Annotated in this window: 14 protein-coding genes; 1 reads left to right on the top strand and 13 read right to left on the bottom strand. The window is 69.7% G+C overall.

Going from position 1 to position 11,469, the window contains the following annotated elements:
* Positions 1-92: 92 nt before the first annotated feature.
* A complete protein-coding gene (gene coaA / locus ACZ7RU_RS07100; RefSeq protein ID WP_359897501.1) occupies positions 93-1,088 on the top strand; it encodes a type I pantothenate kinase in 996 nt (331 codons plus the stop codon).
* Positions 1,089-1,192: 104 nt separating this feature from the next.
* Here the strand turns inward: coaA and glmM are convergent, their stop codons facing one another.
* The 13 genes from glmM to map all read right to left on the bottom strand — a co-directional run bounded on the left by glmM (position 1,193) and on the right by map (position 11,417).
* Complete coding sequence (gene glmM / locus ACZ7RU_RS07105) at positions 1,193-2,557, bottom strand: phosphoglucosamine mutase (RefSeq protein WP_470339896.1); 1,365 nt, start codon at positions 2,555-2,557, stop codon at positions 1,193-1,195.
* A gap of 165 nt (positions 2,558-2,722) precedes the next feature.
* On the bottom strand, positions 2,723-3,244 hold the full coding sequence (rpsI, locus tag ACZ7RU_RS07110; protein ID WP_387756606.1) for a 30S ribosomal protein S9: 522 nt from the start codon (positions 3,242-3,244) through the stop codon (positions 2,723-2,725).
* A gap of 33 nt (positions 3,245-3,277) precedes the next feature.
* Complete coding sequence (gene rplM, locus ACZ7RU_RS07115; protein ID WP_030055846.1) at positions 3,278-3,721, bottom strand: 50S ribosomal protein L13; 444 nt, start codon at positions 3,719-3,721, stop codon at positions 3,278-3,280.
* A 232-nt stretch (positions 3,722-3,953) separates the two neighbouring features.
* The gene (locus ACZ7RU_RS07120; RefSeq protein WP_470339897.1) at positions 3,954-5,612 is read right to left on the bottom strand and encodes an ABC-F family ATP-binding cassette domain-containing protein; all 1,659 of its coding nucleotides are present in this window, start codon (positions 5,610-5,612) and stop codon (positions 3,954-3,956) included.
* Between the two features lie 46 nt (positions 5,613-5,658).
* Entirely contained in the window at positions 5,659-6,567 is a 909-nt protein-coding gene (truA, locus tag ACZ7RU_RS07125; RefSeq protein ID WP_470339898.1) for a tRNA pseudouridine(38-40) synthase TruA, read from the bottom strand.
* Positions 6,568-6,647: 80 nt separating this feature from the next.
* On the bottom strand, positions 6,648-7,115 hold the full coding sequence (rplQ, locus tag ACZ7RU_RS07130; protein WP_470339899.1) for a 50S ribosomal protein L17: 468 nt from the start codon (positions 7,113-7,115) through the stop codon (positions 6,648-6,650).
* A gap of 127 nt (positions 7,116-7,242) precedes the next feature.
* Positions 7,243-8,265 (bottom strand): DNA-directed RNA polymerase subunit alpha, encoded by a 1,023-nt coding sequence (locus ACZ7RU_RS07135; protein WP_049649049.1) that lies wholly within the window; start codon positions 8,263-8,265, stop codon positions 7,243-7,245.
* A gap of 145 nt (positions 8,266-8,410) precedes the next feature.
* Entirely contained in the window at positions 8,411-8,818 is a 408-nt protein-coding gene (gene rpsK, locus ACZ7RU_RS07140; RefSeq protein WP_014136257.1) for a 30S ribosomal protein S11, read from the bottom strand.
* 72 nt (positions 8,819-8,890) lie between these two features.
* Complete coding sequence (gene rpsM, locus ACZ7RU_RS07145) at positions 8,891-9,271, bottom strand: 30S ribosomal protein S13 (RefSeq protein WP_049649048.1); 381 nt, start codon at positions 9,269-9,271, stop codon at positions 8,891-8,893.
* 176 nt (positions 9,272-9,447) lie between these two features.
* A complete protein-coding gene (gene rpmJ / locus ACZ7RU_RS07150; RefSeq protein ID WP_003956441.1) occupies positions 9,448-9,561 on the bottom strand; it encodes a 50S ribosomal protein L36 in 114 nt (37 codons plus the stop codon).
* Positions 9,562-9,594: 33 nt separating this feature from the next.
* On the bottom strand, positions 9,595-9,816 hold the full coding sequence (gene infA / locus ACZ7RU_RS07155; protein ID WP_003956442.1) for a translation initiation factor IF-1: 222 nt from the start codon (positions 9,814-9,816) through the stop codon (positions 9,595-9,597).
* Positions 9,817-10,009: 193 nt separating this feature from the next.
* The gene (gene mscL / locus ACZ7RU_RS07160) at positions 10,010-10,435 is read right to left on the bottom strand and encodes a large conductance mechanosensitive channel protein MscL (protein WP_470339900.1); all 426 of its coding nucleotides are present in this window, start codon (positions 10,433-10,435) and stop codon (positions 10,010-10,012) included.
* A 142-nt stretch (positions 10,436-10,577) separates the two neighbouring features.
* A complete protein-coding gene (gene map, locus ACZ7RU_RS07165) occupies positions 10,578-11,417 on the bottom strand; it encodes a type I methionyl aminopeptidase (RefSeq protein WP_470339901.1) in 840 nt (279 codons plus the stop codon).
* Between the last annotated feature and the right edge of the window lie 52 nt (positions 11,418-11,469).

Raw genomic sequence — 11,469 nt, forward strand, 5'->3', positions numbered from 1 at the left:
AGCATAAGGGCGGTTCTGGGCCCCTTTTCCCGCCGCGCGGGAACGCTGCGTGACCGACACCACAGCAACCGTGAACGTCGCTACGGCTCACAATGGAGCATGTGCTGACCGAACTCTGTACGCGGGGCGCCGCCACGCCCGGCCCGTCCCCGTCCCCTTACGTGGACCTCAGCCGGGCCGAGTGGAGCGCGCTGCGCGAGCGTACGCCGCTGCCGCTGACCGCCGAGGAGGTGGAGCGGCTCCGCGGGCTCGGTACCGCGCTCGACCTGGACGAGGTCCGCGACGTCTACCTGCCGCTGTCGCGCCTGTTGAACCTGTACATCCACGCCACGCACGAACTGCGCGGCACGCTGGGCACGTTCCTGGACACCCCCGACACCGAGCGCACCCGCACCCCGTTCATCATCGGCGTGGCCGGCTCCGTCGCGGTCGGCAAGTCCACCACCGCCCGTCTGCTCCAGGCGCTGCTCGCCCGCTGGCCCGAGCACCCCAGGGTCGAACTGGTCACCACCGACGGCTTCCTGCTCCCCAACGCCGAGCTGCGCCGGCGCGGCCTGATGGCCCGCAAGGGCTTCCCGGAGTCCTACGACCGCCGGGCGCTGATGCGCTTCGTCGCGGACGTGAAGGCGGGCAAAGAGCGGGTCAGCGCGCCGGTCTACTCGCACCTGGTGTACGACATCGTGCAGGGCGAGCGGCTCACCGTGGAGCGCCCGGACATCCTGATCGTCGAGGGCCTGAACGTGCTCCAGCCGGCGCTGCCCGGCTCCGACGGCCGCACCCGCCTCGCGGTGGCCGACTACTTCGACTTCTCGATCTACGTCGACGCCCGGACCGACGACATCGAGCACTGGTACCTGGACCGCTTCCGAAAGCTGCGGCAGACCGCCTTCCAGGACCCGAACTCCTACTTCCGCCGCTTCACCGAGGTGCCGGAGGAGGAGGCGATGGAGTACGGCCGGCAGGTCTGGCGCACCATCAACAAGCCCAACCTGCTGGAGAACGTGCTTCCGACCCGCGGCCGGGCCACCCTGATCCTCCAGAAGGGCTCGGACCACAAGGTCCGCCGGGCGCTGCTGCGCAAGCTCTGAGCGTCCGCCGGGTACGACGGGAAGGGCCCCCGCGGCGCGCGGGGGCCCTTCGTCGTCTCAAAACCCGGCCCGGCGTCTCAAGACCCGGCCCGGCGTCTCCGGGCTCAGCCCAGGTGGGTGCGCACCGCCTCGGCGAGCCGCTGCGCGACCGTCTCGGCCTGCGCCGGGTCGGCGGCCTCGACCATCACCCGGACCAGCGGCTCGGTGCCCGACGGGCGCAGCAGCACCCGGCCGGTGGAGCCCAGTTCGGCCTCGGCCCCGGCGACCGCCGCGGCCAGCTCGGTGCTGGTCCGCACCCGGCTCTTGTCGACGCCCTTGACGTTGATCAGCACCTGCGGCAACCGGGTCATCACGGCGGCCAGGTCGGCCAGCGGCTGCTTGGTGGCGGCCAGCCGGGCGCCCAGCATCAGGCCGGTCAGGGTGCCGTCACCGGTGGTGGCGTGGTCCAGCAGGATCACGTGGCCGGACTGCTCGCCGCCCAGCGCGAAGCCGTGCTCCTTCATCGCCTCCAGCACGTAGCGGTCGCCGACGGCCGTCTCCACCAGCTCGATGCCCTCGCGCTCCATCGCCAGCTTGAAGCCGAGGTTGGACATCACGGTGGCCACCGCGGTGTTGCCGCGCAGGGTGCCGGCCTCCTTCATGGCGACCGCGAGGATGGCGATGATCTGGTCGCCGTCCACCTCGTTGCCCTCGGCGTCGGCGGCCAGACAGCGGTCGGCGTCGCCGTCCAGGGCGATGCCCAGGTCGGCCTGGTGCTCCTTCATCGCGACCCGCAGCCGGTCCAGGTGGGTGGAGCCGACGCCGTCGTTGATGTTGAGGCCGGTGGGCTCGGCCCCCAGGGTGTGGACCACCTCGGCGCCGGCCCGGGCGAAGGCCTCGGGGGCGACGTAGGCGGCCGCGCCGTGGGCGCCGTCGATGACGACCTTGATGCCGTCCAGGCGGTTGGGCAGCACGCCGATCAGGTGGGCGACGTACTTGTCGAAGCCCTCGGTGTACTCGCGCACCCGGCCGACGGCCGCGCCGGTCGGACGGTTCCAGTCCTCGTCGCCGAGCGTGTGCTTGCGGTAGTGGGACTCGATCGCGTCCTCGATCCGGTCGTCCAGCTTGTGGCCGCCGCGGGCGAGGAACTTGATGCCGTTGTCCGGCATGGCGTTGTGACTGGCGGACAGCATCACGCCGAAGTCGGCGCCGAGGGCGCCGGTGAGGTACGCCACGGCCGGGGTCGGCAGGACGCCGACCCGCAGGACGTCGACCCCGGCACTCGCCAGACCGGCGATGACGGCGGCCTCCAGGAACTCGCCCGAGGCGCGCGGGTCACGGCCGACCACCGCGACCGGCCGGTGGCCGTCGAAGGCACCGGCCTCGCCGAGCACATGGGCCGCCGCGACCGACAGACCGAGCGCCAGCTCCGCCGTCAGGCCCTCGTTGGCCACCCCGCGCACGCCGTCCGTACCGAAGAGTCGTCCCACTGTCCCGTCCTCCATCACCACTGCTCGGAACCCAACCGATGATCCCGGCCGCCGCACAGTAGCCGGGGAACACGTCGCCCCGGAGTACACGGGGTACTCCGGGGCGACGGTTTCGCGCAACCAGGGGGTGCGCCGCCAGGGCGGGCCGCACCCCCGGGGAGGCGATTAGCGCTTGCTGTACTGCGGCGCCTTGCGGGCCTTCTTCAGACCGGCCTTCTTGCGCTCGACGGCGCGGGCGTCACGGGTCAGGAAGCCGGCCTTCTTGAGGGCGCCGCGGTTGTTGTCCACGTCGGCCTCGTTCAGGGCACGGGCGACGCCGAGGCGCAGCGCGTAGGCCTGGCCGGAGACGCCGCCACCGCTGATGCGGGCGACGACGTCGTAACGGCCGTCCAGCTCCAGGAGCTTGAAGGGCTCGTTCACGGTCTGCTGGTGCACCTTGTTGGGGAAGTAGTCCTCAAGGGTGCGACCGTTGATCTTCCACTGGCCCGTGCCGGGGACGATGCGCACACGGGCGATCGCCTCCTTGCGACGGCCCAGACCGGCGCCCGGGACGGCCTCGCCGAAGCGGCCCGCCAGGGACTCGGAGGTGTAGCTCTCCTCGGAGGTGTACTCGCCCTCGACGGCCTCGGCGGCCTCGTCGAAGTCGACCTCAAGGGTTTCAGTGGTCTCGGCCACGGTGTTCCTCAGCTCTTTTCAGTGTTGGGGGGCTTGGTGGCCGAATTACTGCGCGACCTGGGTGATCTCGAACGGCACCGGCTGCTGGGCAGCGTGCGGGTGCTGGTCGCCCGAGTAGACCTTGAGCTTCGAGAGCATCTGACGGCCCAGGCTGTTCTTGGGGATCATGCCCTTGATGGCCTTCTCGACGGCCTTCTCCGGGTTGTTCGCCAGCAGGTCGTCGTAGCGCACCGAGCGCAGACCGCCCGGGAAGCCCGAGTGGCGGTAGGCCAGCTTCTGGGTCTTCTTGTTACCGGACAGGTGCACCTTGTCGGCGTTGATGATGATGACGAAGTCACCAGTGTCAACGTGCGGCGCGTAGATCGCCTTGTGCTTGCCCCGGAGGAGGTTGGCGGCCTGGGAGGCCAGGCGGCCGAGCACGACGTCGGTCGCGTCGATGACGTGCCACTGACGCTGGACGTCGCCGGGCTTGGGGCTGTACGTACGCACGGTCGTAGCCTTCGCTTTTCAGTGAGTGAGTCCTGACAGGAGCACCCGGACGGAAGAGCAGCCTGGCCACCCTTGGACGCAATTCAAGGGGGACCGCTGGTCGACGACCTGATGTCTCCGGCGTACCGACCTCTCACGTGAGATAGAGCGAGCCAATACGCACATCAAGCGTCCAGGTTACCGGCAGGGCCGGACCGGGTCAAAAATGCCCGGGACCGGCCCCCGCCGTCACTCAGCGTTCGCGCTCCACCCGGGTCACGTCCCAGACCGGCTCGGACGCTTCATAGACCCGGCCGTCCGCCCCGAACACCAGGAAGCGGTCGAAGGTCTTGGCGAACCAGCGGTCGTGGGTGACGCACAGTACCGTACCGTCGAACGCCTCCAGGCCGGCCTGGAGCGCCTCGGCGCTCTCCAGGTCCAGGTTGTCGGTCGGCTCGTCGAGCAACAGGGCGGTGACGCCCGAGAGTTCGAGCTTGAGGATCATCAGCCGGGCCTGCTGTCCGCCGGACAGCGACTCGAACTTCTGCTCCTCCTGGCGGTCCAGCTCGTACCGGCGCAGCGCCCCCATCGCGGCGCCGCGGCTGAGCGCGTGCTCCTCCTCGACGATCGACCGCACGGTGCGGCCGAACAGCTCCGGGTGGGCGTGGGTCTGCCGGAAGTGGCCGGGGACGACCCGCGCGCCGAGCTTCCAGTCACCGGTGTGCGCGACCGTCCCGTCACCCGCCAGCAGCCGCAGGAGGTGCGACTTGCCGGCACCGTTGGCGCCCAGCACCGCGACCCGCTCGCCGTAGAAGACCTCCAGGTCGAAGGGCTGCATCAGGCCGGTGAGCTCCAGCCGCTCCAGGGTGAAGGCGCGCACGCCGGTGCGCCCGCCCTTGAGCCGCATGCTGATGCTCTGCTCGCGCGGCGGCGCCTCCGGCGGGCCGGCCTCCTCGAACTTCTTCAGCCGGGTCTGGGCGGCGGAGTAGCGGGAGGCCATGTCGTGGCTGACGGAGGCGGCCTGGCGCAGGGTGACGACCAGCTTCTTGAGCTTGGCGTGCTCCTCGTCCCAGCGGCGGCGCAGCTCCTCGAAGCGCTCGAAGCGGGCCTTGCGGGCCTCGTGGAAGGTGTCGAAGCCGCCGCCGTGCACCCAGACGCTGCTGCCGGCCGCGCCGGACTCGACGCTGATGATCTTGTCGGCGGTCTTCGAGAGCAGCTCGCGGTCGTGCGAGATGAACAGGACGGTCTTCGGGGTGGCCTTGATGGCCTCCTCCAGCCAGCGCTTGGCCGGGACGTCCAGGTAGTTGTCGGGCTCGTCGAGCAGGAGCACCTCCTCCGGGCCGCGCAGCAGCGCCTCCAGCACCAGCCGCTTCTGCTCGCCGCCGGAGAGGGTGTTCAGGCCGCGCCACTGGGCCTTGTCGAAGGGCATCCCGAGGGCCGCCATGGTGCAGACGTCCCAGTCGGTCTCGTAGTCGTAGCCGCCGACGTCGGCCCAGTCGGAGAGCGACTGGGCGTAGGCCATCTGCGTCTTCTCGTCGTCCTGGGCGATCATCGCCAGCTCGGCGGCGTCCACCGCGCGGGCCGCACTGGCGATCCGCTCCGGGGCGACCGACACCAGCAGGTCCCGCACCGAGGCGTCGGCGGGCAGCGCACCGGGGGTGGCCTGCTGGTCCTCGCGGCCGGTGGTGCCGACGAACTGGCGCATCACGCCGAGCCCGCCGCTGATCGTCACCGAGCCGCCGTGCGGCTGGAGGTCCCCCGCGATCATCCTCAGCAGGGTGGTCTTGCCGGCCCCGTTGGCGCCGACCAGGGCGACGGCGGCACCCTCGCCGACCCGGAAGGACGCGTCGTCGAACAAGACGCGCCCGTCCGGCAGGTAGTACTCCAGGTGCGAAATCTCGACGTGTCCCATGGGAGCGATTCTCCCAAGCGGACGCGCCGGGCCAAAACGGATTACCTCACAGCGCGCTCTGCCCGGGCAGGGTGCGCATCCGCCGGGCCGCACGGTTGCGCTCGGCCAGCTGGTCGTCCGGCGGGTAGCCGACCTCCTCCAGGGTGAGCCCGTACGGCCGGATCACGTTGACGGCCGAGTTGCGCACCCCGCCGGCCAGCACCTCGCCGGGGAACTCCACCGGCCGGTGCCCGTCGCCGACCAGCAGCATCGCGCCGACCAGCGCCCGGACCATGTTGTGGCAGAAGGCGTCCGCCCGGACGGTGGCGACCGCCAGCGAGCCCTCCTGGGCGGCGTAGGAGTCCACCGGGACGCGGTCCCAGCGCAGCTCCAGCAGGGTGCGGATGGTGGTGGCGCCCTCGCGCTTCTTGCAGTACGCGGCGAAGTCGTGCTCGCCGAGCAGCAGTTGCGCGGCTGCGTTCATCCGGTCGACGTCCAGCGGGCGGTCGTGCCAGAGCACGTGGCCGCGCAGCAGCGGGTCCACCCCGCCGGGGTGGTCGGCGACCCGGTACGCGTACCGGCGCCAGATCGCCGAGAAGCGGGCGTCGAACCCGGCCGGCGCCTCGCCGACCCGGTAGATCCGGACGTCCCCGGGGAGCCGGCCTGCCAGCCGGCGCAGCAGCTTCTCCCGGTGCGCCGCCCACAGCTCGACGGGCAGGTCGACGTGGGCGACCTGGCCGCGGGCGTGCACCCCGGCGTCGGTGCGGCCGGCCACGGTCAGCGGGAACAGCTCGGAGCTGCGGGTGACGACCTGGAGCGCGGTCTCGATCTCCTCCTGGACCGTCCGGCGGCCGCCCTTCTGGCGGGCCCAGCCGGAGAACCCGGCGCCCTGGTAGGCGAGGTCGAGCCGGACCCGGACGTACCCCTCCGCCGGGCCGTCCTTCACCGGCGGCCGCTCGGCGCAATCGTTGACCACTGCTCTTCACTCCCTGGACATGAGGAACGGGCCCGCTCCCCCACGGATGGGAGGGCGGGCCCGCAACACACCTGGCGGTGTCAGGCCTGCTCGGCGGCCTCGGTCTCGGTGGCCTCGACCTTGGCGTCGGCCTCCTTGACGGCACGCTTGGTGGCGGCCTCGGCCTCGCCGACGGCGGTCTGCGCGACGGTCAGCGCCTCGACCAGCTCGATCACGGCCATCGGGGCGTTGTCGCCACGACGGGGACCGATCTTGGTGATACGGGTGTAGCCACCCGGGCGGTTCTCGTAGCGCGGCGCGATCTCGGTGAAGAGGGTGTGCAGCACCGAGATGTCGGTGATGGTCTTGCGCACCAGGCGACGGTTGTGGATGTCGCCCTTCTTCGCCTTGGTGATCAGCTTCTCCGCCAGCGGGCGCATCCGACGGGCCTTGGCCTCGGTCGTGGTGATGCGGCCGTACTGGAACAGCTCCCGGCACAGACCGGCGAGCAGCAGCGGCTCGTGGTGCGGGCCACCGCCCAGGCGGGCACCCTTGGTGGGACGCGGCATGGAATTACTCCTTGAATCTCCGACTGCGGCCGTACCAGGTACCGCAGCGGGCGTACGGGCACGGTGCCCGTACGACTTTCACGACGACGGGGGCGGCTCCGTGGAACCGCCCCCGCGGCCAAATCTCTTAGTACTGCTCGGTCTCGGCGAAGTGCGAGTCGTCGAGGTCGTCGGCGCCGAAGGCGTCGGCGGCGGCGGTCGGGTCGAACCCGGGCGGGCTGTCCTTGAGGGCCAGGCCCATGCCGGCCAGCTTCGCCTTGACCTCGTCGATCGACTTCGCACCGAAGTTGCGGATGTCGAGCAGGTCCGCCTCGGAGCGGGCGACGAGCTCACCCACGGTGTGGATGCCCTCGCGCTTGAGGCAGTTGTAGGAGCGGACGGTGAGCTCCAGCTCCTCGATCGGCAGCGCCAGGTCGGCGGCCAGGGCGGCGTCCGTCGGGGACGGGCCCATGTCGATGCCCTCGGCATCGATGTTCAGCTCGCGGGCGAGGCCGAACAGCTCCACCAGGGTCTTGCCGGCCGAGGCCATGGCGTCGCGCGGACGCATGGCGGGCTTGGTCTCGACGTCGACGATCAGCTTGTCGAAGTCGGTCCGCTGCTCGACACGGGTGGCCTCGACCTTGTAGGTGACCTTCAGCACGGGGCTGTAGATCGAGTCGACCGGGATGCGGCCGATCTCCTGGCCGGATGCCTTGTTCTGGACGGCGGAGACGTAGCCGCGACCGCGCTCGACGGTCAGCTCCATCTCCAGCTTGCCCTTGCCGTTCAGGGTGGCGAGGACCAGCTCGGGGTTGTGCACCTCGACACCCGCCGGCGGGGCGATGTCGGCGGCGGTGACGACACCCGGGCCCTGCTTGCGCAGGTACATCACGACCGGCTCGTCGTGCTCCGAGGAGACGACCAGCTGCTTGATGTTGAGGATGAGGTCGGTCACGTCCTCCTTGACGCCCGGCACGGTGGTGAACTCGTGCAGGACGCCGTCGATGCGGATGCTGGTGACAGCGGCACCCGGGATCGACGACAGGAGCGTGCGGCGCAGGGAGTTGCCGAGGGTGTAGCCGAAGCCCGGCTCCAGCGGCTCGATCACGAACCGCGAGCGGAACTCGTCGACGACCTCTTCGGTCAGCGACGGACGCTGAGCGATAAGCATGGGGGAAATCCTCCAGTTGTCTTCGGCACCCACTATTTGATGCCGACAGGACCAAGCGTACGGGCTCCCGTGAGCAGTGACACTCACCGCCCGGGAGCCCGTACGAGGTTTACAGCAAGACCCGCGTGTGCCCGAAGGCGCTGCGTCAGACGCGGCGGCGCTTCGGCGGACGGCAGCCGTTGTGCGGGGTGGGGGTGACGTCCTGGATCGAGCCGACCTCCAGGCCGGTGGCCTGGAGCGAACGGATCGCGGTCTCGCGGCCGGAGCCCGGACCCTTCACGAAGACGTCAACCTTGCGCATGCCGTGCTCCTGCGCGCGACGGGCAGCGGCCTCGGCGGCCATCTGCGCGGCGAACGGGGTGGACTTGCGCGAGCCCTTGAAGCCGACGTGGCCGGCGGAGGCCCAGGAGATCACGTTGCCCGACGGGTCGGTGATCGAAACGATGGTGTTGTTGAACGTGCTCTTGATGTGCGCGTGGCCGTGAGCGACGTTCTTCTTTTCCTTGCGGCGGATCTTCTTCGCGCCGGCAGCCTGACGACCCTTGGGGGGCATAAGTCTGTTCTCCTACTGAGGTGGTCGGTCCGCTGACCCGCGGGCCGGAGGGATGTCCGGTTACGGGACGGACTACTTCTTGCCCGGCTTCTTCTTACCGGCGATCGCGCGACGCGGGCCCTTGCGGGTACGCGCGTTGGTGTGGGTGCGCTGGCCGCGGACCGGCAGGCCGCGGCGGTGACGCAGACCCTCGTAGCAGCCGATCTCGACCTTGCGGCGGATGTCGGCGGCCACCTCACGGCGGAGGTCACCCTCGACCGTGTAGTTGGCGTCGATGTACTGGCCCAGCTTGACGAGGTCGTCCTCGGAGATGTCGCGAACGCGGACATCCGGGTTGACACCGGTCTCGGCCAGGGTCTGCTGGGCGCGGGTACGGCCGATGCCGTACACGTAGGTGAGGGCGATCTCGATCCGCTTCTCACGGGGGAGATCAACGCCGGCGAGGCGTGCCATTCAAGGCTCCTGTGGTTCTTCAGAGGTCTTGCGTGCTACCTACTCCTTCGCCTCTCGACGATGGAGCCCCGGCCTCTGACCGGGGGCGGCAGTCCGCCCGCGAACGGACGGATCGGGTAGCCCGCTTATGACGTTTTCGCGTCGCGCGAAGTACTACGAGAAATGCTGGAGAGCGATCAGCCCTGGCGCTGCTTGTGGCGCAGGTTGTCGCAGATCACCATGACCCGGCCGTGACGGCGGATCACCTTGCACTTGTCGCAGATCTTCTTGACGCTCGGCTTGACCTTCATGCTTCAGGTTCTCCGGGTCTAGATCTGACGTTCTTACTTGTAGCGGTAGACGATCCGCCCGCGCGTGAGGTCGTAGGGGCTGAGCTCCACGACGACCCGGTCGTCCGGCAGGATGCGGATGTAGTGCATGCGCATCTTGCCACTGATGTGCGCGAGGACCTTGTGACCGTTCTGCAGCTCGACCTTGAACATCGCGTTCGGAAGAGACTCGATCACGGTGCCCTCGATCTCAATGGCGCCTTGCTTCTTAGCCATGAACTGCGAGATCCACCTTCCGGGACCGGCTACCGTATGCGGAACGCTCGTGCGAACCTGGGTTCACCCCTCCCCCGAGGGGAAGAGGGCGCGCTGAAGCACGCTACGAGTGAGCCGACGGTCCATCCTACGCCAGCGCGTCCGGTGGACCAAAACGGGGGCCCCGGAAAGCGGCCGCCGTCACACCGCCGGGTCAGAGCCGGGCGGTGACCGTCAGCGGCTCGACGTGCGCGGTGCAGGCCGAGCAGCGGCGGGCGGCCTCGGGGATGTCGGTCAGGCACTCCGGGCAGGGGCGCTTCGGCGTCTTCGGCTTCTTCGGCAGGTAGCGCGCGGTCGCCTTGGTGATCGGCAGCACCACGCAGAAGTACAGCACCGCGGCGGTCATGAAGAACGCGATCAGCACGTTGAGGAACTGCCCGTACGGGAAGGTCACCCCGGCGATGTGCGCCTTGTACGAGCTGAAGTCGCCGGCCGCGCCGACCACCACACCCACCAGCGGGGTGAGGAACGCCGACACGAAGCCGGTCACCACCGCGGTGAACGCGGCGCCGATGACCACACCGACGGCCATGTCGACGACGTTGCCGCGCATCATGAAGTCGCGGAATCCCTTGAGCACGTGCTGTCTCCTGCATCGCTCGTAAACCAGTCAGGCGGCAGCGGACCACTACCAGCCGATAAAAATAGGACAAAAGCCCTGGAGGTCCAAACCTCCAGGGCTCTGATCCCTTGTCAGCAGCGGCGGTCGGGCGCCGCCGCGACTACGCGAGGGGGTCCGGAGCTGCGGTGATGCCCAGCTTGGCCAGTTCCGCCTTGCCGCCGTCGAAGGCGGTCAGCACCAGCGGGCCCTGCTCGGTGACGGCCACCGAGTGCTCCCAGTGCGAGGCCCAGGTGCCGTCGTTGGTGACGACCGTCCAGTCGTCCTCCAGCACGGTGGTGTGCGGGGTGCCGAGCGAGACCATCGGCTCGATCGCCAGCACGGTGCCGGGGACCAGCTTCGGGCCCTTGCCGCGGCCGCGCTCGACGTAGTTCAGCACGTGCGGCTCCATGTGCATCGCGGTGCCGATGCCGTGGCCGCCGTAGCCCTCGGTGATGCCCCACTTGCCCTTCGGCGGCAGCGGCTGGCGGCGGATGTAGCCCTCGATCGCCTTGGAGACGTCCACCAGGCGGTTGTTCTTCTTCATCTGGGCGATGCCGGCCCACATCGAGCCCTCGGTGACCCGGCTCAGCATCTCGACCTCCGGGCTGACCTCGCCGACCGCCACGGTGATGGCCGAGTCGCCGTGCCAGCCGTCCAGGATGGCGCCGCAGTCGATCGAGATGACGTCGCCCTCCTGGAGCACCCGCTCGCCGGGGATGCCGTGCACTACCTCGTTGTTCACCGAGGCGCAGATCACACCCGGGAACCAGAGCCCGCCGTGGTGGGCGCGGAAGTTCGAGGTGGCACCGTGGTCGGTGATGACCTTGTCCGCGATGTCGTTGAGCTCCTGGGTGGTCACCCCGGGGACGACCGCCTCGCGGCAGGCCTTCAGGGCCTCGGCGACGACCAGCCCGGCCGCTCGCATCTTCGCGATCTGCTCGGGGGTCTTGATCTCCACCATCTGGTCACGCCTTCCAAGTCCGGATTACCACTGCTACCACCGTACGACGCCG

The organism is Kitasatospora sp. NPDC114501 (assembly GCF_055633695.1).

Coding starts and splice junctions, on each gene's coding strand:
- coaA (WP_359897501.1), top strand. CDS start 93: ATGGAGCATGTGCTGACCGAACTCTGTACGCGGGGCGCCGCCACGCCC.
- ACZ7RU_RS07120 (WP_470339897.1), bottom strand. CDS start 5,612: ATGGGACACGTCGAGATTTCGCACCTGGAGTACTACCTGCCGGACGGG.
- rplQ (WP_470339899.1), bottom strand. CDS start 7,115: ATGCCGCGTCCCACCAAGGGTGCCCGCCTGGGCGGTGGCCCGCACCAC.
- ACZ7RU_RS07135 (WP_049649049.1), bottom strand. CDS start 8,265: ATGCTTATCGCTCAGCGTCCGTCGCTGACCGAAGAGGTCGTCGACGAG.
- rpsK (WP_014136257.1), bottom strand. CDS start 8,818: ATGCCCCCCAAGGGTCGTCAGGCTGCCGGCGCGAAGAAGATCCGCCGC.
- rpsM (WP_049649048.1), bottom strand. CDS start 9,271: ATGGCACGCCTCGCCGGCGTTGATCTCCCCCGTGAGAAGCGGATCGAG.
- rpmJ (WP_003956441.1), bottom strand. CDS start 9,561: ATGAAGGTCAAGCCGAGCGTCAAGAAGATCTGCGACAAGTGCAAGGTG.
- infA (WP_003956442.1), bottom strand. CDS start 9,816: ATGGCTAAGAAGCAAGGCGCCATTGAGATCGAGGGCACCGTGATCGAG.
- map (WP_470339901.1), bottom strand. CDS start 11,417: ATGGTGGAGATCAAGACCCCCGAGCAGATCGCGAAGATGCGAGCGGCC.